This is a genomic window from Enterococcus diestrammenae (genome assembly GCF_049384045.1).
Taxonomy (GTDB): Bacteria; Bacillota; Bacilli; order Lactobacillales; family Enterococcaceae; genus Enterococcus_C; species Enterococcus_C diestrammenae.
The window spans coordinates 1-21,322 of the sequence record NZ_JBMRGR010000019.1 but is presented as its reverse complement, the minus strand read 5'-3'; the positions used below and the strand labels follow the sequence as shown (position 1 = coordinate 21,322).

Sequence of the window (21,322 nt, the reverse complement as noted above, 5' to 3'; positions counted from 1 at the left end):
AAATTATAAAGTAGGATATTGGATGAGGCGACCACAAACGACACGGTTTCCTCCTTTAGGATATATTTTTAGAGATGCGCCTCAATTCAAATCCATTAACCGCTGGCTAATTAAATCAGAAGGATGTGAAAACGAGTCACTCCTTTGGTCATTTGTCGAATGGCCGGCGGTTTATGTCACTGTGGCGGAAAGGGTAGACGCTTAGACCGTAAGATAAAGTACTCCTCGGTTATGGGAACGACGTGATTAATAAGCTAAGTCGGGAACGTGAATGAAGTAGCGTACCAGTCGGATATATAATCTTTATCATGCAAGGTTCGATTCCTTGCCAGTGACTTTGGGAGGACTCCTTGACTCTTAGCGCGGAGCATTGAGTATCTGATGACCCAATGAGATTGAGACGGTACTCCGAGCCATTAGGCACTGAGCTTGTCCAGTAGGGTGCTGTCAGGACAAGTCAATCTCAGGAGGTAGCTCCTCCGGTTGACGTGTAGTTTAAAGAATGGTAAAAACGGCTCCACTATCAGGAGTAGATGCAGTGTCGATAGCTGCCACGTCAATAGCAACCGAGCATTCCCAACCGCCAGGCATGGACAAACGGTGGGTCCCAGAATGGGGTAGGTTGCTTAACATTAAGTTGGACTTGCTAGGGATACGGCAAGTTGCCTGCGTGAGGCTTTGATACACGAGTTGGCCACGACCGGAGGCGGTAGTCCAGTCCAGTATCTATACATATCACAGACAGTCTTCGGGCTGTCTTTTTATATACCCAAGGAGGGCAACGCCATGACCTACACCGACTACCTAAACTATCTCAAGGCCAAGCATCAAGAGTTTGCTAATTATTTCCCCGGCTACTCAAAGCAACGGATAGGATTGATCGTGCAGCGGTATGAGTATAACCACGGCAGACAGATGGACTATGCGACAGAGTGCAGGGTGTGGCGGGATTACTTTGATTGGATATGTGAGAGGTGGGAATGAGATGAAAGACTTTTGCGAGGCTATCCTAACGTTAGATGTTAACGATGGTATGGCGTGTGTTTATCAAAAGGCAATCGAGCGGGAGAACAGTCCGTTTGGATTGAGAGACAACTGGAATGGGAACCATGCACATGTGGATATATCTGGTAATCAGTTGACTATCTCTTTGCTGTCGCACACGTTGCCTAATCTTAAGCAGACTGTTGATTGGTATGAGCGAGTAGGGGCTAAGGTGGTATACACAAGCTATGATACCTAGGGAGATATCGAGACCGTTTTATAAATCGAAAGCATGGCAGAGATGCAGAGCTGGATATATTAAATCGGTTGGTGGATTGTGCGAGAGATGTCTGTCAAACGGAAAGATAGTCAAGGGGTATATAGTCCACCACAAGGAGCACCTGACAGAGCAGAGCATACATGATCCACAAGTAAGCCTTGCTTGGTCTAACCTTGAGTATTTATGTTTGGATTGTCATAACAAAGAACATTTTGAAAAAGAAAATATTTTAAATGATGATGTGATGTTTGATGGCGATGGCAACCTAGTCGAGAGGTAATCCCCCCCCTTGCTTTTTTAATTCTGAAATCGGTTAGGGAACGGAGGGGGACATTCAAAAAATGCACAGGCTATTTTCGCATAAGCCCCACCTCAAAAGAAAGGAGGATTTAGATGGATGATAAAACGAGAAAGCTTCTGGTAGCAAATGAAATTAAACGGCTAACGGATATCTTTAAAGAACTAGACAGCAAGAAACAACGGACGGTTAAAGGACTGATTGAAGAGTCCGCTTTTATGAAGGCTACGCTCGCTGAATTGAAAGAAATCATACAATCAGAAGGTGTCGTCAACGAAATGGAACAAGGGAGCTACTCTATTATCCGAGAACATCCAGCTTTGAAATCGTACAACACGACAATCCAGCGGTATACGACTGTCACCGAAAAATTGTTAGGATTGCTACCGAAGGATGCGCCAAAACCGGATGATGATCTATCCGAATTCAACGCCTTTTTGAATGAGAGGGCTGATTGATGTGGAAGAGACATACATTTACCAATATTGGCTAAGCTTTAAACAAAACGGTGGAGAAACCTTAGTATCGGAAAAGATTTACAAACTTTATAAAAAATTGGTCGCTGATTTGCAAAACGCAGACAGCGATTTTTATTTTGACCGAAAACGTGCGGAACATCCGATTAAGTTTATTGAAAAATTTTGCCACCCGTCAAAAGGGAAGCAAGCAAACAAACCGCTAAAATTAATGCTTTGGCAAAAAGCGATGATTGAAGCAATTTTTGGCTTTATAGATATCGAAGGGAATCGGAAATATCGACGTGTATTTTTGTTGATTGGACGAAAAAACGGGAAGTCTGCAATAGCCTCTGCTTTAGGCCTTTACATGATGATTGCGGATAACGAAAACGGCTCTCAAATTTTGGCAACTGCTGCTAAAAAAGACCAGGCGAAAATTATCTGGCAAGAAGCAAAGCTGATGGTGAAAAAATCGCCAACGCTACGAAAAATGATAAAGACACGTGTGGCAGATATGATTGCAGATTTTAACGATGCTGAGTTTAAACCGTTGGCAAGTGATTCCGATAGTTTAGATGGCCTCAACGCTCACTGTTCCTTGATGGATGAGATCCATTCGTGGAAAGGCAGAGGAGGACGTCCGCTATACGATGTAATTGTCGATAGTATGACCGCACGAGAACAACCGTTAATCTTAATTACGACGACATCCGGCACGACCCGCGAAGATATCTTTGACGAACTCCGAGAGGAAATGTCAGACATTATCGACGGTTGGGAAAATGCAGAAGGCTACCAAGATGAACGAACAATCCCGTTTATGTACGAGTTGGACGATGCCGAAGAATGGCGAGATGAACAGATGTGGGTGAAAGCCAATCCTGGAATTGGTGTCATTAAGAAATTCCAATCGTTGAAAGAAAAGGTTGACCTAGCAAAGCAGAATCCGCGCATGGTGCGAAACATGCTATGCAAAGAATTTAATATCAATGAATCCGATACAGACGCTTGGCTAAGCTTTAACGATTTTAATAGTGAAGCTACGTTTGATATCGATGAATTGAAACCGCGGTACTTTATCGGCGGAATTGATTTATCCGCTACAACCGACTTAACGTGTGCGACTGCTTTATTTGCATTGCATGACGATCCGCAAAAGCTCTATGTCCTCCAAAAATACTTTATGCCATCTGATTTATTTGCCGAACGAATTAAAGATGACCGTGTGCCATACGATAAATGGTTGGAGCAGGGGATTATAAAATTATCTGGCGAAAGCAAAGTAGATTACAAAGATATCACGGTTTGGTTTACCGAGTTACAAATGGCGCATGATATCTATCCATTTAAAATTGGCTATGATGCTTGGAGTTCTGGTTACTTGGTTGACGAAATGAAAAATGCTTTTGGTCCATCAGTGCCAGAAGGCGTTTATCAAGGCTACCGCTCCCTATCATCGCCGATGAAAGCACTAGGTGCAGATTTAACCAGCGGAAAGATTAATTACAACAATAACGGACTATTGAAATGGTGTATCTCGAATACACGCGTAAAAACAGACGAGAACGCCAATATTAAGCCGGTGAAGGGCAACAACCCAAGAAAACGGATAGATGGCTTGGCAAGCCTGTTGGACGCGTACGCGACGTATGAGCGATACATGGAAGAGTACCTAGGTTTAATTTGAAAGGGGTGAGAAATTGAAATTATTTAACAGGAAAGTAAACGAAACTCCGAAAACAGTAACGAAGTTTCAGATGGTCGATGAGCCAAGTTCTGGTTTTGTCGGCTTTGGCGGAAATGTTTATGAAGCCGACATTGTACGAAGTGCCGTCCGTCCGTTAGCAACTGCTGTCGGAAAGACTGTGCCGAAACATCGGTTTAACAGCAGGATTAATCCAAACGTAAATGTCTTAATGGTCTTAATGGAGCCAAACCCAATCATGAGCATGCAAATGCTTTTGGAAAAAACGATTTGGCAGTATCGCATAAACGGAAATGCGTTTATTTATGTGGAAAAAGATGATAGAGGCAAGCCGATTGCATTATATCCAATTGTCTCAAACTCCATGGAATTGTTGGTAAACAAAAGCGGGGAGTATTTCATCAAATTTTATTTGCGAGACGGAAAACCATATACATTCCGTTACGCAGACCTAATCCACATCCGCAATGATTTTACAACCAACGAAATCTTAGGCGATAGCTTGGCTCCCTCTCTGCTACCGCTTCTTGAAGTAGTGCAGACGACTGACCAAGGGATAATCTCGGCAATCAAAAACTCGAATGTAGTGAAATGGTTGCTAAAATTTAACCAGACACTCCGTCCAGAAGATATCAAGTCCAACACAAAGCAATTTGTGGATGACTTTTTGAGGACGGACAGTGAGGGGATTGGCGCTGCGGGCGTTGACTCCAAAGCCGACGCTATCCAAGTGCAACCATATTCTTATGTACCAGAAAAAGAGCAATCTGCTGCGACACGTCAAAGGATTTTAGATTTACTAAATACCAATGACAATATCGTGAATTCCACATTTACAGAAAACCAATGGATTGCGTATTACGAAACGCAAATCGAGCCAGTGTTGATCCAACTATCAGATGGATTTACAAAGGCTTTTTTTACGCGTCGAGAACGAGCTTTGGGGCACGAAATTATGTTTGAGTCTAACAACTTGCAGTTTGCTAGTATGCAGACCAAGTTGCAAATGGTTGGTTGGCTAGACCGTGGCGTAATGACCGTCAACGAATATCGGACGATTGCACTTGGATTGGAACCTGTCGAAGGCGGAGACATGCGTTTACTGCGCAAAGACACCGACCGATTAGACCAAAACAAAGGAAAGGAGGAAGCGGATGAAGAAGATAAATCTTAAAGGCGATGTCGTCTCCAACTCAACCGGCAAGTTGCTCGATTGGTGTGACTTTGACTCTATTTATCCAGCCAAAGTCCAAAACGCATTGGACAATTTAAACGGCGAAGATGTGGAAGTGACCATGACAACGAACGGTGGTTCCGTTTTTGCCGGTCAAGAAATTTATGACATCATCAAAAATTACTCTGGCAAAACCACGTTAAAAATTAGCGGTCTTGTCGCAAGTATCGGCACATTGATTACTTGTGCGTTTGACGAAGTGCTGATTAGTCCAGTCGCTACGTTTATGATCCACAATCCAACACTTGCGGAAGTCAGCGGTGAGAAAAAGGATATGGAACAAGCGGCGCAATTACTATCAACTGTGGAAAACACAATTTTGGAAGCTTATGTTGCAAAAACTGGCTTGGACAAAGAAGGCCTATCTGAATTAATGGCTAACCAAACATTTATGACAGCACAAGAAGTAATCGATTATGGATTTGCTGATGGATTAGCAAAAGAAGAAGAAACAGAACTGCAATTAGTAGCGAGTTTTGAAACTTTGGCTAACACATCGTTTATCACCAAATTAAAAAGTATGAAAGAAAAGGAAGAGCGTGATTTGGCAGAAGCCAGATTGCGTTTTTTACATTTGAAGGGGGAAAAATAATGGATTTGGAAACAATCAAAAACTTATTGGCGGAAGGAAAAATCGATGAAGCCAATAAAGCAATGGACGAGTTGGAAGTCGAAAACAAACAAACGTTTGAAGAACCGAAACCAGCGAAAGTAGAAGACAAAGCATTGGAAATTAAACAACCAGAAGAGGTGGAAGATTTGAAAAAAGTGGAAGAAGTGAAAGATGTGGTAGCACCGAAGTATGAAGATGTATTTGCGAAGATTTTAATGGGGCGTGAACTTGAACCACAAGATAAAGTTGCATACGAAAAAGTAAACAATGTTGCATATACTCACCAAGTATCAAATCAACCTATTTTGATTCCAGAAACAACTATGGCTGGAATTTTAGGATTAATTGAAGAACAACATCCGTTTTATGGCGCAATTCGCAAACTGAACGTTCGAGGCAATTTAACTATCAAACAGCACGTTTCAGTGGATGCTGGCGATGCATCGTTTGTAGATGAAGGCACCCCAGCTGTTGATGAGGAAAACAAATTTGCTGAAATCACGTTAACTGGATTTGAAGTAGCTAAACTAGTCCGCGTGTCGTTTAAGTTAGAAGCAATGTCAATCGAAGAGTTCATTCCGTACATTCAAGCTGAAATCGCTGATCGCGTAGGACGTACCTTAGGTAAAGCTATCTTTACTGGAACTGGTGTGAAACAGCCTAAAGGTGTATTAACTGTTTTATCTGAACAAGTAGGAACTCCGCAAATCGTTACGGCTGCTGGAGCGATTAAATATACCGACCTGACTAGCTTGCGTTCGAAAATTGTATCTCAATTTGCAGCAGGCGCTAAATTTTATGCGAAAGCTTCAACTGTTTGGAATTCTTTGGCTACAGTATTAGATGGCTCTGGTCGACCTATCTTTATTCGAGAAGCAGTTGATGGTGGTGTAGGTACTATCTTTGGTATTCCAGTTGTAGAAGATGACGGTGTTCCTGAAGGTGAAGTTGTATTAGGTAACCCTGCTGCAGGTGTGGTACAAAATACAAACGAGCCATTCTCTATCCAAACTGAACGTAGTGTAGTAGATCGTGAAACTCGCTACCAAGGTTACACAGTGCTTGATTGGGCTGTAACATACACACAAGCGTTCGCACATTTGAAAGTAACAGCGGGGGAGTAATTTCCCCTAATTCGTTAGGGGTAGCCGACTTAGAAAAGCCGACTAGCAACAATACTGTTGTAGAAATCAAAGCTTATTTAGACGATGTAGGCATTGCTTATAAATCAAGCATGACAAAAGCCGAGCTTTTAGAATTGGTAGGTGGTTAGATGGTAGAACCGAACGAATTACTCACAAAAATTAAAGATCATATCCGCCTAGAGGACGGCATGGACGACTCCATGTTGTCTTTTTATTTGGACTCTGCCCACCGCTACGTTTTGAAAAAAATTGGTTATACGCAAGAGTATCTGGAAATCATGGTAGCTACCGTCATGTTTGAACATCGCTTGTCCTCCGAAGAACTCGGAAAGGCGTTGCAAGCATTGGAACCTATTTTTGGTTTGGAGGTGCTGACAGATGAGCCTGCTGAATAGTCTGAAGTGGAAAGCTGAACTGCAAGCCATAACCGATACTGTGGATGAATACGATCGACCGAAAGAAGTCCGCACGAAAGTCCGAGATATTTACTTTGTTGAAATCGGCATTACAGCCGAAGAAAAATATCTCTCTCAGCAAGCCAAAACAAACGTTGTCCGGCGGATTAAATGTCGCTGGGATAATACAATCAGCGAAAAAACAAACGGTCTACTGATTGACGGTGTGGAATTTAATATCACTCGAATATATGTACTGCCGGAAGTTAGAGAAATGGAGTTGAGTTTAGCCTATGTCGATTAATTTTGCGGAATTGCGAACGGTGTTAAACTCAACCAATTATCCTGTGTTTAGAGACAAATCGCCGAAGAATACACCATTTCCGTATGTCGTGTACTCATTTGTTAGCGAGAGCCGAAAGGTTGTGTCCGGGAAGACATTTAAACGATTGCCGTATTATCAAATATCGCTTTTTACCACAGGCACAGAAAATGACTTGGCGCCAATCCAAAAAGTGTTTGACGAAAACAACGTGCGGTACTCACCTTTTTCTGCGACTCTGGGTGATGAAAACGATGATACAGTCACTAATTTTTATACGTATGTGCGGGTGATTGAAAATGACAGATAAAAATGGATTTAAGGATGTGGCGGATTACCTTGGGAATATTCTACGAGCCGACCCACAAAAAGTCTCGATTGAATCGCTAACCAACGCGGCGAATTTTTACACAGAGAAATTAATCCCACAGATACCAAAAACACTCTTAAAAAAAGAGCACATGAGGGACCATGTGAAAGTGGTAGTGGAAGACACGCAAGTAAAAGTTATGTTTGACGACACCGCTTTTTACTGGCGGTTTGTTGAAAACGGTACGCCGAACCAACGTGCGCAACACTTTGCCAGCGGAACATTTGAACAATATCGGGAACAAATTGAAAAACTAATGACCGAAGAAATTATGAAGTTACAGGAAGGATGATAATCATTGGCTAAAACAGACGTTTTATATTTTGATGGATTAGACGATATTTTGATTGCAATGATGACCACGCCAGACAACGTAGGCGTTGAGCCAGTTTACAGTGAAATTGTACGCTTGCCGATTGCAACAAAATTAGGAATTAAAGGAAATGGCTCCACTTTGGAAAAATGGGCATCTAGCAAGATGTTTAGAATGGTTAGTCGGGAAACAAAACACGAAATCGCATTGGACCATGTGGGTATCCCGATCGAGGTTATGGACGAGCTGAAAGGCTTAGTAGCTGTTAATGCTGCGACGTTTGGCACTACACAATCTCGTGAGTATCCATTTTTTGCATTTGGCTTTATCGGAAACATGGAAGGCGGAGGCAAAAAAGCGGTGTGGTATCCGAAAACTCAGCTCTCAAATGTGATTGATGAAGAATATGAAACTGCCGAAGAAGAAACAAAAATCAATGACGTTACTGCCAATCTTGTGTCTGTTGGTCTTAAAAACAACGGGGTAATCTACTCTAGTTTTGATTCCAACCGGACGGACGGGTCATTAGAATTGTTCGAGAAATTTATCAAGCAACCAGTCTACTCCGAAACACAATGGACTACTTTGGCTGGCGGTGAGTAAATGGCAAGACTAGCTGATTACGGAATTAATGTCACTGATTTTAGCAACGTTCGCGAAATCTCAATCCGAGGAACCAAATTCCCAATCTCATTTACTATGGAAACAATGGAATACATTGCAGATATTTACGATGGCGATTATGCGGAGTTTGAATCTGCGATGAATGCCATGCTGAAAAAAGCTGACGGGAAATTGACATCTAGCACGCTCTCTCCGGCTGATTTAAAAATTATGCGGGCTTTGATTTATGGCATGTTAAAAACTGGTGGACTAGATGAAACACCAGACACCATTTTTAAATTTTTGGGCATGAGCGGGGATGTGCTGTCTGCATATAGCGCATGCATGGAAATCTTTGCAGACCAAACATTTCAGGTGGAAGACTTAAAAAAATCGAAGAAGCCACAAGACTATCAAAAAGCGCAAGCAAAAAGAAATCCAAAGAAAAGCAACCGACGGAAATAGGAACACCGTGGAGCTTTTATATTTATGTAGCCCTCACTCTCTTAAATTGGAGTGAGGATTTCTTTTTGGGCGCAACTCCTAACTTGTGGCTTAAAGCCTATATCCAGTGGCTAGAGGCTAACACAGACTTTGAGCCACCGAAATCAGTCACGATGGACAAGAGTCCGTGGTGGTAGGAAGGAGGTAGAAAATGGCAGGAAAAGAATCTGATGTAGTTTTAAATTTTAAAACGAACGGTGAAGTATCTTACGCGAAAACCGTGAAAGAAATCAACAAAGAAATGAACTTGGCTAACACCGAGTACAAGAACCATGTATCGGCAATGGATAAAGATGCTACTCAAACCGAGAAGTTGACCGCAACCAAGAAAAAGCTAGAGAAACAAGTCGCATTAGCTGAACAGCGAACACAGATGCTCCGAGAAGAATATGAGAAGTCTGTCAAAGAAACTGGTGAATATTCTGCTGAATCCGAAAAGCTCTACAAGAAAATGTTAGAATCCGAAACCGGTCAAAACAAGTTGAAACGTGCATTAGAAGAAACAAATGAAGCCCTAGAAGAGCAAGGAAAGATGTCAGCTGAAACAGCTGAAAAACTGGGCAAGATTGAAGAAGCCGGCGAAAAGGTTAAAGGTGTCGGTGAAAAGATGTCTGTTGGTATTACAGCGCCGATTATGGCAGTGGGCGCTGCTGGATTAGCTGCATTTAGTGAAGTGGATGAAGCATTAGACACCATTATTACCAAAACTGGTGCAACTGGTGACACAGCCGACAAGCTATCCCAATCCTTTGAAAATGTGGGTAGTAATACTCACTTGGAGTTGCAAACCGTTGGAGAGGCTATTGGCGAAGTAAATACTCAGTTTGGATTTATGGACAAAAAGCTAGAAGAGTCCACCGATTATCTTTTGAAGTATGCCGAGATTAACGATACTGATGTCTCACAATCTGCGATATCCGCAAGGCAGGCGATTGAAGCATACGACATGAGCTACGACGATCTAAACAGCGTGCTGGACGTTACAACAAAAACGGCACAAAATACTGGTCAATCTGTGGATGACCTAATGAAAAAAGCCATTGATGGTGCGCCTCAAATTAAACAGCTTGGATTGAGCTTTGGCGAAGGCATTACGCTGATGGGACAATTCGAGCAAGCTGGGATTGATTCTGGCGCTGCACTAAGTAGCTTGTCAAAAGCGACTACCGTTTATGCTAAAGACGGCAAGACATTAACAGAGGGCCTTGGAGAATTACAGGACAAAATCATGAATGCCAGCTCCGAGACAGAAGCTATCAACGCAGCGGCTGAAATATTTGGTACTAAAGGCGGTCCGCGGATGGCTGATGCAATCAAACGCGGAACACTTAATCTGGAAGATTTAGCCAGTGTGGCCGGAGAAAGCGGAGGAGCAGTAGGCACAACATTTGAAGCTACTCTGGACCCAATCGACAAGTCGAACCAAGCCATGAACAATGCAAAACTAGCAATGGCAAGTGTTGGCGAAAGCATCCAAGTAGCATTACTGCCAGTGTTTGAGAAGGCAATCGATGCATTAACTCGATTTAAAACATGGTTTGACTCGTTAGATGATAGCCAGAAACAAACGATTTTAACAGTCGCAGCAGTGGTCGCAGCAATTGGCCCATTTTTAGTTATCCTCGGGACGTTACTTGGTTCCGTGACAAAAGTTGCTAATGGGATTAGGACGCTCAAAACGGTATTTTCCGCCATGAAACTTGCTTTTGCAGCCAATCCGTTTGTTTTGGTCATAGCCGGAATAGCATTGTTGATAGCTGGTTTTGTCTTAGCGTACAACAAATGTAAGTGGTTTAGAGATGGTGTGAACGCATTTTTCAAAGGAATAAAGGACGTCGGGAAATCGGTCTTTGACTTCTTGAAAAACCACATTGGCGGTGTGTTTGACGGTATCATGGCAAATTTCAACAACTTTGCTAGTGCAGGAAAGCGAATATTTAACGGCTTTATCGATTTTATTACTGGAGTATTTAGCGGAGATTGGAAAAAAGCTTGGAATGGAGTAGTCGATATTTTCGGTGAAATTTTTGATGGAATTGCCTCTTTGGTTAAGGCGCCGATTAATCATGCTATTGGGCTGATTAATGACTTTTTGGGAAACTTAGGATCGATTGAGATACCTGATTGGGTACCGAAAATTGGCGGTAAAACATTTAGCATTGGGAAAATTCCATACTTGGCCAAAGGCGGACACTTGATTAATGGCCAAGCCATCGTCGGCGAAGCGGGTCCAGAACTGTTGAATGTTGCCAATGGGAAAACCACAGTCACACCTTTGACGGATGCCGAAAAGAAAAACAAATCGCAAGCAAGTAATATATCCGTCGAACAACACAACCACTTTGGTAATGTGGACGCGAACAATCCGTCCGAATTAGACCGATTAAATCGCAAAATGGAACTAGCAAGCAAACAAGCAATTTATGATATGGGAGGTGTTCCGACGTGACGAGTGTAAATTTTATGAATCCTGATGAACCAAATTTTATCTGGAAAGGTCGGAATGCTCTCTTAGATATGGATTGCATCATTGAGTCCGAACTCCCGGAAATATCGGCTAACAAACGCTATGAAACTTATAGCGTGGTTGGTCGGTCTGGCGAACTCCATGAGACATTTGACGATTACGATGCTTACGATTACGAAATCGAGGATATCACTATCCCACGGGAGCGATTGTCCGATATCAAGCAATGGCTGTCTGGTAGAAGTCGGTTGATTACGCATAATGATGCTGATAAGTATAGGGATTGTATCTGCACCATGTCTAAGCCATTGGAATTTGAAAACGAATGGGGTGTTTTTTACACGTTTGGAGCGACATTTAGAAGTCAACCACTCAGAAAAAAAGTGCGAGAAGTGCCGATAGAGTTTACTAATGGAACATTTAAGTTTTTTGACCCCGGGCAAGAAGTCGCAAACCCGTATTTTGAAATCCAATCTACTGGCGGAGATATCAGCCTAAAAATTGGTAGTCGAACACTCACCGTCTTAAATAGTCTGGCTGCCTTGGTGACTGTCGACTGCGAAAATGGGAAAGTAATGCAAGAGGGCTTACCGCTGTTTACAAAAGGTGATTGGTTAAAAATCCAACCAGGCGAAAATACGTTGACGGTCACAGGTGCAGTTAAAAGTGGCAAGATGTGGAATAGGAGCGTGTGGCTGTGATGGAATTTGTCTATATTTATAAAGAACTTCCGGAAGACTTGTCCACGAATGGTGAAGCGCTAACCGATTGGAAAGACTTGCCAGAAATCACACGTGTACTAAATGACAAGTTTTCTTTTTATGGGAATTACTCATTAGATGGTCAAAATGCTGATTTAATCAAAAACGGGAGCTTTGTCAAGGCTTTGACGGAAAACGGGACCTGGCAATACTTTGAAATCTTTGAGCCAAAGAAAACGCTGGACTCCATATCGTTTAACGGTCGCTTTATCGCAGCTATGGCCAATAGGAATTTTATTGACTACTCATTTACCGACAATGGAAATGGTAGTCAAATTATGGCTAATCTCCATAGTTCACTGGCCTTTCATCAAAAATTCCGCTACTTGTCAGATGTACCAACTACTCACCAGTTTACAGCTAAACAAGTTGGACCGATTGATGCTATCGTTGGCAGTAACAATGGCAATCAAAACCTAGTTGGCGTCACCGGCGGCGAGTTTGATGTTGATAATTACGATATCAAATTGGTTAAACAAATTGGCGCTGACAATGGTTATCGGATTGATTTTGGGATAAATCTGGAATCAATTGAATCCGAAGTGAGTGAGCAAGTTGTTAATGCGCTGTACCTGGTAGGTGGCGTACCAGATAACGATTATGATCAGGACAAAGAGCCTTTGACGTACAAGTATTTGGAAATTGAGGGTGTCGATGATAGCAATCGACGAATTGGCAAACGGGAAAATTCTAACTGCAAAACGTTGGAGGAGCTAAAAGCCTGGGGACAATCGTTGTTTGACAAAGACCGAATCCACGAACCAACGGCTACTCACAAAGTCAACATGGTGGCACTAGAACATACTCTTGAATATCAGGAGTTGTATGAGCAGTTTGCTAGGCTCCATTTTGGGGATGTAGCACATGTATATGTTGATAAGCTTGGCATGGAACTCAAGGAGCGCATGGTTGAGTACGTGTGGTTTCCGACGATTGGTAAATACAAGTCGATCGTGCTTGGTAGTAACCTATCAAAATATACGTCAAAAACAAAAACCGAAACTGATAAACTTGCTGACAAGATTAATAATCGGACAGAGACATTGGTCACTAATATAATCAACGCTACGGCATGGATCACTGGGAATTCTGGTGGACATGTCGTTTTTCGTCCGGAAAAAGGACCGTCAGAAATCCTAATTATGGACACCAGGGACGTAGCCAGTGCCAAGAAAGTTTGGCGCTGGAATCTGAATGGGCTTGGATATTCTAGCAATGGAGTTAATGGTCCATTTGGTTTGGCCATGACTTCGAAAGGCGAAATTGTAGCAGACTTTATCAAAGTTGGAACGATTCAAGCAAATGTTTTTGAATCGTCATTTAATAATTATGGCGATGTGCTAAAACTCGTGTCCGGAACGTTGCAAGCTTGGAATGGCACTAAAAAAATTATGGAGCTAACGAAGAAAGGACTCCAGTTCTGGAACAACAACGAATCAGTTGGCTTAATTGGAACCACCGGCGCTAAGTTTTCAGGCATTGCTTTACCTGACGAAAATTACAACGGCCGCTCATTGTTTATCACTCTGGACGAGGGCGGTCAAATCATCCAGTTGTCGGCTTTAGATCAAACCGGGATTCAGCTGGATAAAAATGGAAATATTGTTTTAAAAGCAAAATCTGGTAAAAATGTATCTGTCGAAGTTGGAAACTTTATCGCTGGTAAATCGACTTTTGTTGGTGACGTGAATATCGCGGCTGCGCTCAAAGCTCTTAGCCTAGAAATCACCAATACACTAAAAGTCAACGGCCGAATAGATGCAGCTGAATACGCAGAGTTCGCTAAGAATATTAGAGTCAATGGTCTTGCGGCAACTGAAAGGCTGACAGCTAGTGACTCGTTAAACGTTGGCAATAACGCTATTGTTGGCGGCCGTTTAAATGTCAAAGAGCTCTATGTAAATGGCGTGAAAATTGACACGAACGGGAGCGGCTCTGGCGGTCCCAGTGGTGGGGATTTGACCATATTTGTAAAAGTATTGGCATTGACGGCTAAATACGAAATGGGCGATCGTTCGTCGGGGTATTATCACGAACCTTTAAACGATGGAGCCGGCTGGAACTATGGTAAGTATTCATTCACGCAAGCGTATGAGATGACGCCATTTCTAGCTTGGTTAGCGACTAACTATCCAAGTATCCGAAGTGCGCTGGTCGGGAGTGTGGGCACGTCAGAGTTTAATAACTCATGGGCCACATTTGGTGCTGCCAACGAAACGTTGTTCACCGGTGTGCAAGCCGAGTATTTCTGTCGTCAAAAATTGAAACCTATGATCGAACATTTGAAATCGAGCACAGGCGTGGATTTAAACGACGGCAACAAATGGCTTGGGACACTCTCCATCTTTTGTTCCATCACAAACTGGTATCCAGCGGCTGTCCAAAGCGGATTCTTTTACAATTTTGTACAACAGTTTGCGAGTTCATGGAACGACAGCAGCTTTATCACGACAGTTTGTGATTACATCGTGGCCAACGCCGCATCAATGGTGGCGCCAGAATATGTTCAAGGGATTCAGAACCGCTTTCGGGCTGAAAAGGTCGATGCGCTGGCATTGACAACACCAACGAAGATCCCGTTTGATACGCAAGCAATCGGAGGTTATCAGTTGCCAATAGCTAAACCAATCACAGTCGCCTCTGAATTTGGGATGCGAGTACACCCAATTACAGGAGTCTTACAGCTCCACAATGGGATTGATTTAGTCAATGGCAATCCAAATACACCAATTCTAGCATCCAACGCTGGGAAGGTAGTCCAGGCTAGTAGTGAGTATTTTGACTACTACGGAAATTATGTCGTCATCCAGCATGCGGATGGCTTGTATACCGGCTACGCTCACCTATCACGGATTGATGTCACGGCTGGTCAAACCGTCACAGCAGGCCAGCAACTAGGTTTGATGGGCACCACAGGACCATCGACAGGCGAACACTTGCATTTCCAACTGATGAAAGCTTTTTGGCCGAGTAGCGATGATGATTTTGTTAATCCACGGACAAAGATAACGATATAGGAGGGATTTTAATTGGCAATTAGATATCCAATTACATTAAGTACAACAGAACCAAATAATGATGTCGGTTTATTAAAAATCCGACAAACAGATCAAGACACACAGACATTTATTGTAACGATAACGGAAAACAGCAGTCCGAAAGCATACACGGGGCTGAAACCATTCTTTTGTGCCAAGATATCGACAGACTTAGGCCTAGGATTAATCGAACAAGAAGTTGATGGACCGATTGATTCTGCTAACGGAAAGCTGGAATATACATTAAAACCAACCGATTGGCAAAATCTTGGCCGCCATACCGCATATTTTAGTTTTAGGAGAATGAATTCTGATGGTAGTTTTTCGGAACAGTTTACGACTCGCGATTTTTACTACAACGTTATTAAGTCGGTCTATTCGGACGGAATTACAGAAGTCAAAACTAATGGATCAACGTATTTATGGACGTTTGAAGACTTAAAACGCAGATTAGATGAGTATTTATCTGCTGGAAAATCTGATTGGGATGAATTTGTAAATCAAAATAAGGAAATTTTGGAATCACTTGATCCGAATGGTGAATTGCTTAATCAATTAAATGATTTAAAAACGCAGTTAGACGAAGCGAAAAATAACAATTCTGCTAATATCAACGATGAAATTATGGGTGGCATTCGTGATATCTTTGATGCACCACTGTTTGATATTCGAAATCAGCTTGAATCCAGAAAAAGTAATGTCAATATCGGTCATATTACCGACGTCCACTATGTTGTGCGGTCAGATTATTGGGGACCATTCCCTGCTGCTTCCTATGGATTAACACATCTTTTAAACATTGGGACTATATCTGATAAATTAGACCTAATCATTTCCGGGGGTGACAATGCTGACGAAAACAAAAACACTAAAACGGAAATTTTAAAACATCAAAGAGACTATGTAACTACGTTAGACACATGCAGCGAGTGTCCGATTATAATCGGCATTGGAAATCACGATGATCAGTCTATACGAGCAGATGCGAATAAAGTTCCTGGGACTGATTTTTTAGTAACAAATGCAGAATTTGCAGAATTGTATTTCCAGAAATCGAGTAGATTTGGGGAAGTGCGAAATGGCGAATCAAATTATTGCTATTATGATATTCCAAATACTAACGTCAGAGTAATTTGGCTTGATTTGTACCAAAGCCCTGAAACATTAGATAAAAACGGAATTCTCAAATATCCACGTACGAACACAACCGTAATCCAGCAAGACCAGCTGGAATGGTTAGCAAATACTGCGCTAAAAACCAATAGAGATGTAATTACATTTAGCCACTGCAATATCAAGGGGACAATTGGAGGGGAGCCAACTGCTAATGTTTACAATCACGATGTACTTTTACAATTGATTAATGGATTTGCGGGTAAAACCAGCGGAGCCCTACTTGGTAGTAGTGCAGACTTGCCAGTAAATCTAGATTTTAATTTTAGCGGACAAACAGGAGATGTTATTGCAGTTGTTTGTGGGCATCAGCACAGGGATGATTACCTTTTGCAAAGTGGAATTAATTATGTCATTACTGCTCAGTCTGTAGGCCGAGATAACGATGGCACACAATACTGGTATACGCCACAAGAGGATAGTTGGTCAGTTTTTAGTATTGATGAGTCAACTAAAACAGTTGAGATTTTAAAATTTGGTCGCGGTACAGGACTGACATTTGGTTATGGAGGCGAAAATTAATGGAAAGTATGTTAGCTAAAATTTGGCGCCTTTTTAGTCATCACAAAGGGCTAGGAGGGGAAGAGGCTCATCCGGAAGTTAATCGTCTAGTATCCGGCTTCATGACACCGGACATGTTAAGCAAGCTTACTGCTGCTAACGGGGACAGTAAGTTAATTAGCGACGGAGATATTAATGTACTTGATCTATCGGCAGGAAATTGGCTAATCGAGGGCAATTTGACAAATAATTTACCATTAACTTACTCATTTTTTTCGGTAAATGTAGTGCAAGCAGGCTCTCGAAAATTTATTACAGCGACACAAACCGGGACTGGAAAAATATGGACTTACGTTGTTAACAATGATGACAATAAAGTTGATACACCAATTGGCTGGAGAAGAATTTGGCAAGAAGTAGTTTTATTTTCTGGGAGTGTGGGAAAATTGAACGATTCGATACTTCTGACAGACGGAGTCCATAAATTTGAGTTTTTCGATATCATGTACGAGTATCAAGGCAATCACAGCTTTGCTCGGATCACTGTTAATCAGCTTAAAAGTGGTTTTGGATTGACCAGCGTTAATATTAATAACGGCGTGACAGATGTTGGATTTTCTTATGCAGAAACAAGTGTTTCGTATGTAAATAATACACAATTAAAAATTAGCGCATCAAAAAGTGTAAATAACAATATGGGGTCATCAAGTGCATCGGAAATAAATACTGCAAATATAAACATTTATCGTATTTTAGGTAAGTTTTAGTTTTTTGACAATCAGCCTAATCGCTGGTTGTCTTTTTTGTTACTCCCAAAAGCCAAAAAATGAAAAGGAAAGTGAGTCTAATGGATATGAAAATGATACTTTGGGCAGGAGAGATTGCTAAATAGCAGTCTCTTTTTATATTTTGCGGAAAAGAAGGAATGCAGATGGAAGTGTTGGTGCAGATTAACGAATTTTTTGGGCAATATTTTGGCGTGGGATTGATTGGTGGAATCGTCTTTGCTGGACGGCAGTTTTGGAAACTCTATCAGGAGATTAAAAAGCGCAACGATCAGCTAGATGAATTGCTAAAAGGCCAAACAGAATTAGACACGCGGCTGGACGCTTTAGAAATGCAAGGCAATCTACGTCAAGAAGCCAGCCTAGCCAGTCTCCACGACCGAATTTATGCATCGTACGAAGTCATTTTAAAACGTGGCGCGGTGACGATAAAAGAACTAAATAACATAAGCCATCTGTGGAAAGCATACAGCGCACTTGGCGGAAACGGAACAGGGAAAAAGATGTATGAACGTATCTGTGCCATGCCTGTAATTGAGAAGGAGGAAGAATAACAGATGCCAAAATTTAAACTAACGGATGAGCAGTACGCAATCATCAAATGGACAGTGCAGATTGTCATGCCGGCATTAGGCGTGTTCGTGGGCGTCGTAGGCGGTGTTTTAGAGTGGAGCTATACCGATAGCGTGCTGACTATCTGGACGGCCCTCACAGTCCTTTTGGGGACGTGCTTAGGAGTGTCCAGCTACAACTACAATAAGGGAGACGATATCGATGAGTAGCAAAAATGGTGTATCGTTTCGGCAAATGTTGGTTGGAGCTTGGAACTATGCGAATAAGTGTCCCTACTCAATGGACGCTGATTCTGTGACGGTCCACGAGACGGATAACAATGCTTCAGCCAATAACGAGGTTAGCTATATGATTGGCAATACCGATCAAGTATCTTATCATGTCGCTATTGACGAGAAAGAAGCGGTGCAGGGTATCCCATTTAACCGTAACACGTGGAATGCTGGTGATGGGGGCAGCGGACACGGTAACCGCAAGTCAATCAGTTTTGAAATCTGCCGAAATTACAATCAAAGCCAAGGCACAAATATCACCGGCACGCAGCTTGAGCAATACAAAAAAGCAAAGGCTAATGCTATTAAAGTAATCGCTCAAATCATGGTAGAGCAAGGTATTCCAGCTAATACCTCCACAGTCAAGTCGCATTATGACCGTTCTGGTAAAAATTGTCCTAGCAAAATGCGGAATGATGGGCAGTGGATTACTTTTCGTGACGCGGTCATTAAAGAGTACAACCGCTTAAAAGGTGGCGGCAGCTCAAGCGACCTGAAACCCAACCCTAAACCCTTAAAAGACGGCAAGGCCGGTGACACGGTCAAAATATATAACGCCTTGTATCGCGATAGTTTAGGCGCTGGAAAGTCTACTGCCAAACGTGGCAAGCAAGGCAAGATTAAGCGAATCGTCGGCAACTCCAAGAAATATTTGATTGAGGACTGGGGCTGGGCGCACCCTAACGATATCCAATTGGTTAAGCGCGCAGGGAGCGCACCAAAACCACCCGCTAGTAAAACTAAAACAGTAACGATCAACGTGTTAAATGTGTACACTGGCCAAAAACTATCTGACAAGATCGTGCGGACGGTCAAAAAAGGGCAGAAAGTTAAAGTCACCGCTACGGCTAATAATGGGCAGTCAGTCCATGGTAGTAAGAACTGGTCTGAGGTTGATGGATTCGGCTGGGTGCCAAGCGTATATCTTAAATAGCACAACAAAACCCCTGGGATTGCGGTCCCGGGGGTTATTTTTATGCAAAAAATAGACCTCATTTTTTAGGAGGCCTATATTATTTAAATAACGAAGTTGAATATGAATTGAACGCCATTTGAATATCATCATATAAATCAGGGTAGTCAATATTGATTTTTCCGAGGACTTTTGTTCCCAATTCCTTAGAATGAACGGTATTTACTTTACTAGTCCGACAATAGCAATCTTTCCATAGTTTTAATGAAGGATATGAATTTATCGGTATAAAAATATCATATTGAGGAATTACATTTGAACGTATGGAAATACTAGATATTGGCAACACTGTAAAATCACAAGGACCGTGTTCTTTTTCGTATCCAATTATTAGCACTGGACGACCTTTAAATTTTATTTCCCCTGATTTTGCGTCATAATAACGGAATCTACTCATTCTGATTTGACCCACAAAATCGCTATTTTTCATAGACTAAGTACCTCATCGTCGAATTCATCAAACTCATCGAGATACATGTCGTATTCATGATCAAAAAGTCTTACGTCTTTGGCATCTTCAAGGATGTCGTCTGCAGTTATTGGAGAATAGCCATGTTGATCATCAGATAGGCCGGTTCTACTTTTAAGCCACGATTTCTCCTTGTGAGTTAAATCCGCAAGTGCCCAAGGCTCATATTTTCCATATTGGCAGACCACATTGTCTATAATGTATTGCTCTTGCTCTGTTAGTTGATTGTCATTTTCCGGTGAGAACGGCTCGTAATCATCTTCAAAATAAAACCTTAATTGAGGTAGAACAGGGCCATATTGCCATCCTTCAAACGGTTCATCAAAGAGCGGTTTTCCAGTTAAAGCAAGGCTTTCTCTTTGAGCCAAATACATTAGTTTTTGCAGTTTTAGTTCGCTTCCGTTGAATTGAGAATTGGAACGCATCTCATAACTGTAAACTACATATTGAGCAAGCTTTTTTATATTCGACATCTACCGGACCTCCTTTTACCATGTTTCACAACAAAAATCATTGTTTCACACCCTAAGTATATGGGTGATTTGGCTAAATGTAAATAGAAACGGTGCAAGTTAAGAAAAATATGCAAAACGTGCAACTATTTTCTAGCTGGGTACTTACTCTGTTCAAACTCAATCACTATCTGTGGCTTGCCAATCACCGCATATTTCCGACAAACAAACTGTTTCCTACTATTGTAATCTCCAGCCACTACTATCTTACTACCTTCTGCTACATCGGCCAGAAAGGCGAGAGAATGGGTAGCAATCAGGCAGCTTACCTCATCGACTTTAAAGTAGACGAGAGGGCGCTCCGACATTTTGAGTATCTTAACCTTACTAACTGTACCTCTGATAGTTTGCATATCATTCACCTCACTAAAATTATACGAACGTATGTTTGTTTTGTAAAGCGAACAGGAGGTTAAGATGGGGGCAAAAAAGGGGCAATAAGTCCGATATAGTCTAAAAAGTGTCGGACTATCTACTATTATATAACCATCAAAATAGCCTGATTTTATTGGGTTTCGTATTCAGTTGGATATGTTCAAATGTCGTCAAAGTGAAGGACGCAGTCAAATAAGAC

General features: G+C 42.0%; 25 protein-coding genes. 22 read left to right on the top strand and 3 right to left on the bottom strand.

Annotated elements, in window-relative coordinates:
- Positions 1-786: 786 nt before the first annotated feature.
- The 22 genes from ACO03U_RS11615 to ACO03U_RS11510 all read left to right on the top strand — a co-directional run bounded on the left by ACO03U_RS11615 (position 787) and on the right by ACO03U_RS11510 (position 19,728).
- Positions 787-984 carry a hypothetical protein gene (locus ACO03U_RS11615; protein WP_204687221.1) on the top strand — a complete coding sequence of 66 codons (198 nt, stop codon included), beginning with the start codon at positions 787-789 and terminating at the stop codon, positions 982-984.
- A gap of 1 nt (position 985) precedes the next feature.
- The gene (locus tag ACO03U_RS11610; protein WP_423104822.1) at positions 986-1,243 is read left to right on the top strand and encodes a hypothetical protein; all 258 of its coding nucleotides are present in this window, start codon (positions 986-988) and stop codon (positions 1,241-1,243) included.
- Complete coding sequence (locus ACO03U_RS11605; protein ID WP_204687222.1) at positions 1,233-1,544, top strand: HNH endonuclease; 312 nt, start codon at positions 1,233-1,235, stop codon at positions 1,542-1,544. Before ACO03U_RS11610 ends, ACO03U_RS11605 begins: the two co-directional genes overlap by 11 nt.
- A gap of 113 nt (positions 1,545-1,657) precedes the next feature.
- A complete protein-coding gene (locus ACO03U_RS11600) occupies positions 1,658-2,020 on the top strand; it encodes a hypothetical protein (protein WP_204687223.1) in 363 nt (120 codons plus the stop codon).
- A 1-nt stretch (position 2,021) separates the two neighbouring features.
- Positions 2,022-3,707, top strand: coding sequence for a terminase large subunit (locus tag ACO03U_RS11595; protein WP_204687224.1), 1,686 nt, complete (start codon positions 2,022-2,024; stop codon positions 3,705-3,707).
- 13 nt (positions 3,708-3,720) lie between these two features.
- Entirely contained in the window at positions 3,721-4,899 is a 1,179-nt protein-coding gene (locus ACO03U_RS11590; RefSeq protein ID WP_204687225.1) for a phage portal protein, read from the top strand.
- The gene (locus ACO03U_RS11585) at positions 4,880-5,551 is read left to right on the top strand and encodes a head maturation protease, ClpP-related (RefSeq protein ID WP_204687226.1); all 672 of its coding nucleotides are present in this window, start codon (positions 4,880-4,882) and stop codon (positions 5,549-5,551) included. The genes ACO03U_RS11590 and ACO03U_RS11585 overlap by 20 nt, the downstream gene beginning before the upstream one ends.
- Positions 5,551-6,696 carry a phage major capsid protein gene (locus ACO03U_RS11580; protein ID WP_204687227.1) on the top strand — a complete coding sequence of 382 codons (1,146 nt, stop codon included), beginning with the start codon at positions 5,551-5,553 and terminating at the stop codon, positions 6,694-6,696. Before ACO03U_RS11585 ends, ACO03U_RS11580 begins: the two co-directional genes overlap by 1 nt.
- A gap of 149 nt (positions 6,697-6,845) precedes the next feature.
- Entirely contained in the window at positions 6,846-7,112 is a 267-nt protein-coding gene (locus ACO03U_RS11575) for a head-tail connector protein (RefSeq protein ID WP_204687228.1), read from the top strand.
- Positions 7,096-7,416, top strand: coding sequence for a head-tail adaptor protein (locus tag ACO03U_RS11570; protein WP_204687229.1), 321 nt, complete (start codon positions 7,096-7,098; stop codon positions 7,414-7,416). Before ACO03U_RS11575 ends, ACO03U_RS11570 begins: the two co-directional genes overlap by 17 nt.
- A complete protein-coding gene (locus ACO03U_RS11565; RefSeq protein ID WP_423104818.1) occupies positions 7,406-7,744 on the top strand; it encodes a hypothetical protein in 339 nt (112 codons plus the stop codon). Before ACO03U_RS11570 ends, ACO03U_RS11565 begins: the two co-directional genes overlap by 11 nt.
- Positions 7,734-8,096, top strand: a complete 363-nt coding sequence (locus ACO03U_RS11560; protein WP_204687230.1) for an HK97-gp10 family putative phage morphogenesis protein — start codon at positions 7,734-7,736, stop codon at positions 8,094-8,096. Before ACO03U_RS11565 ends, ACO03U_RS11560 begins: the two co-directional genes overlap by 11 nt.
- Before the next feature lie 60 nt (positions 8,097-8,156).
- On the top strand, positions 8,157-8,720 hold the full coding sequence (locus ACO03U_RS11555) for a phage tail protein (protein WP_204687236.1): 564 nt from the start codon (positions 8,157-8,159) through the stop codon (positions 8,718-8,720).
- The gene (locus tag ACO03U_RS11550; RefSeq protein ID WP_204687231.1) at positions 8,721-9,185 is read left to right on the top strand and encodes a hypothetical protein; all 465 of its coding nucleotides are present in this window, start codon (positions 8,721-8,723) and stop codon (positions 9,183-9,185) included. It abuts the gene before it with no gap.
- 190 nt (positions 9,186-9,375) lie between these two features.
- The gene (locus ACO03U_RS11545) at positions 9,376-11,673 is read left to right on the top strand and encodes a phage tail tape measure protein (protein ID WP_204687232.1); all 2,298 of its coding nucleotides are present in this window, start codon (positions 9,376-9,378) and stop codon (positions 11,671-11,673) included.
- A 14-nt stretch (positions 11,674-11,687) separates the two neighbouring features.
- The gene (locus ACO03U_RS11540; protein WP_204687237.1) at positions 11,688-12,392 is read left to right on the top strand and encodes a phage tail protein; all 705 of its coding nucleotides are present in this window, start codon (positions 11,688-11,690) and stop codon (positions 12,390-12,392) included.
- On the top strand, positions 12,392-15,469 hold the full coding sequence (locus tag ACO03U_RS11535) for a phage tail spike protein (protein WP_423104816.1): 3,078 nt from the start codon (positions 12,392-12,394) through the stop codon (positions 15,467-15,469). The genes ACO03U_RS11540 and ACO03U_RS11535 overlap by 1 nt, the downstream gene beginning before the upstream one ends.
- A gap of 12 nt (positions 15,470-15,481) precedes the next feature.
- Positions 15,482-17,185, top strand: a complete 1,704-nt coding sequence (locus ACO03U_RS11530; RefSeq protein ID WP_423104814.1) for a BppU family phage baseplate upper protein — start codon at positions 15,482-15,484, stop codon at positions 17,183-17,185.
- Positions 17,185-17,931, top strand: a complete 747-nt coding sequence (locus tag ACO03U_RS11525) for a hypothetical protein (RefSeq protein ID WP_204687973.1) — start codon at positions 17,185-17,187, stop codon at positions 17,929-17,931. Before ACO03U_RS11530 ends, ACO03U_RS11525 begins: the two co-directional genes overlap by 1 nt.
- Positions 17,932-18,095: 164 nt before the next feature.
- Entirely contained in the window at positions 18,096-18,503 is a 408-nt protein-coding gene (locus tag ACO03U_RS11520; RefSeq protein WP_204687971.1) for a hypothetical protein, read from the top strand.
- Between the two features lie 3 nt (positions 18,504-18,506).
- Entirely contained in the window at positions 18,507-18,731 is a 225-nt protein-coding gene (locus tag ACO03U_RS11515) for a phage holin (protein WP_204687969.1), read from the top strand.
- Complete coding sequence (locus tag ACO03U_RS11510) at positions 18,724-19,728, top strand: N-acetylmuramoyl-L-alanine amidase (protein ID WP_204687968.1); 1,005 nt, start codon at positions 18,724-18,726, stop codon at positions 19,726-19,728. Before ACO03U_RS11515 ends, ACO03U_RS11510 begins: the two co-directional genes overlap by 8 nt.
- A gap of 79 nt (positions 19,729-19,807) precedes the next feature.
- Here ACO03U_RS11510 and ACO03U_RS11505 read toward each other — a convergent pair whose 3' ends face one another.
- From ACO03U_RS11505 to ACO03U_RS11495, 3 genes are all read right to left on the bottom strand, one after another.
- On the bottom strand, positions 19,808-20,197 hold the full coding sequence (locus tag ACO03U_RS11505) for a type II toxin-antitoxin system PemK/MazF family toxin (protein ID WP_204687966.1): 390 nt from the start codon (positions 20,195-20,197) through the stop codon (positions 19,808-19,810).
- Positions 20,194-20,709, bottom strand: coding sequence for a Panacea domain-containing protein (locus tag ACO03U_RS11500; protein ID WP_204687964.1), 516 nt, complete (start codon positions 20,707-20,709; stop codon positions 20,194-20,196). Before ACO03U_RS11500 ends, ACO03U_RS11505 begins: the two co-directional genes overlap by 4 nt.
- 125 nt (positions 20,710-20,834) lie before the next feature.
- Positions 20,835-21,101, bottom strand: coding sequence for a hypothetical protein (locus ACO03U_RS11495; RefSeq protein ID WP_204687962.1), 267 nt, complete (start codon positions 21,099-21,101; stop codon positions 20,835-20,837).
- Positions 21,102-21,322: the final 221 nt, after the last annotated feature.

What these genes read in the sequence shown, in the direction of transcription:
- ACO03U_RS11500 (WP_204687964.1), bottom strand. Translation starts at nt 20,709, where the DNA reads ATGTCGAATATAAAAAAGCTTGCTCAATATGTAGTTTACAGTTATGAG.
- ACO03U_RS11520 (WP_204687971.1), top strand. Translation starts at nt 18,096, where the DNA reads ATGGAAGTGTTGGTGCAGATTAACGAATTTTTTGGGCAATATTTTGGC.
- ACO03U_RS11510 (WP_204687968.1), top strand. Translation starts at nt 18,724, where the DNA reads ATGAGTAGCAAAAATGGTGTATCGTTTCGGCAAATGTTGGTTGGAGCT.
- ACO03U_RS11585 (WP_204687226.1), top strand. Translation starts at nt 4,880, where the DNA reads ATGAAGAAGATAAATCTTAAAGGCGATGTCGTCTCCAACTCAACCGGC.
- ACO03U_RS11605 (WP_204687222.1), top strand. Translation starts at nt 1,233, where the DNA reads ATGATACCTAGGGAGATATCGAGACCGTTTTATAAATCGAAAGCATGG.
- ACO03U_RS11495 (WP_204687962.1), bottom strand. Translation starts at nt 21,101, where the DNA reads ATGCAAACTATCAGAGGTACAGTTAGTAAGGTTAAGATACTCAAAATG.
- ACO03U_RS11540 (WP_204687237.1), top strand. Translation starts at nt 11,688, where the DNA reads ATGAATCCTGATGAACCAAATTTTATCTGGAAAGGTCGGAATGCTCTC.
- ACO03U_RS11505 (WP_204687966.1), bottom strand. Translation starts at nt 20,197, where the DNA reads ATGAAAAATAGCGATTTTGTGGGTCAAATCAGAATGAGTAGATTCCGT.
- ACO03U_RS11575 (WP_204687228.1), top strand. Translation starts at nt 6,846, where the DNA reads ATGGTAGAACCGAACGAATTACTCACAAAAATTAAAGATCATATCCGC.
- ACO03U_RS11515 (WP_204687969.1), top strand. Translation starts at nt 18,507, where the DNA reads ATGCCAAAATTTAAACTAACGGATGAGCAGTACGCAATCATCAAATGG.
- ACO03U_RS11525 (WP_204687973.1), top strand. Translation starts at nt 17,185, where the DNA reads ATGGAAAGTATGTTAGCTAAAATTTGGCGCCTTTTTAGTCATCACAAA.
- ACO03U_RS11550 (WP_204687231.1), top strand. Translation starts at nt 8,721, where the DNA reads ATGGCAAGACTAGCTGATTACGGAATTAATGTCACTGATTTTAGCAAC.
- ACO03U_RS11545 (WP_204687232.1), top strand. Translation starts at nt 9,376, where the DNA reads ATGGCAGGAAAAGAATCTGATGTAGTTTTAAATTTTAAAACGAACGGT.
- ACO03U_RS11570 (WP_204687229.1), top strand. Translation starts at nt 7,096, where the DNA reads ATGAGCCTGCTGAATAGTCTGAAGTGGAAAGCTGAACTGCAAGCCATA.
- ACO03U_RS11560 (WP_204687230.1), top strand. Translation starts at nt 7,734, where the DNA reads ATGACAGATAAAAATGGATTTAAGGATGTGGCGGATTACCTTGGGAAT.
- ACO03U_RS11615 (WP_204687221.1), top strand. Translation starts at nt 787, where the DNA reads ATGACCTACACCGACTACCTAAACTATCTCAAGGCCAAGCATCAAGAG.
- ACO03U_RS11555 (WP_204687236.1), top strand. Translation starts at nt 8,157, where the DNA reads ATGATGACCACGCCAGACAACGTAGGCGTTGAGCCAGTTTACAGTGAA.
- ACO03U_RS11535 (WP_423104816.1), top strand. Translation starts at nt 12,392, where the DNA reads ATGGAATTTGTCTATATTTATAAAGAACTTCCGGAAGACTTGTCCACG.
- ACO03U_RS11565 (WP_423104818.1), top strand. Translation starts at nt 7,406, where the DNA reads ATGTCGATTAATTTTGCGGAATTGCGAACGGTGTTAAACTCAACCAAT.
- ACO03U_RS11600 (WP_204687223.1), top strand. Translation starts at nt 1,658, where the DNA reads ATGGATGATAAAACGAGAAAGCTTCTGGTAGCAAATGAAATTAAACGG.
- ACO03U_RS11580 (WP_204687227.1), top strand. Translation starts at nt 5,551, where the DNA reads ATGGATTTGGAAACAATCAAAAACTTATTGGCGGAAGGAAAAATCGAT.
- ACO03U_RS11610 (WP_423104822.1), top strand. Translation starts at nt 986, where the DNA reads ATGAAAGACTTTTGCGAGGCTATCCTAACGTTAGATGTTAACGATGGT.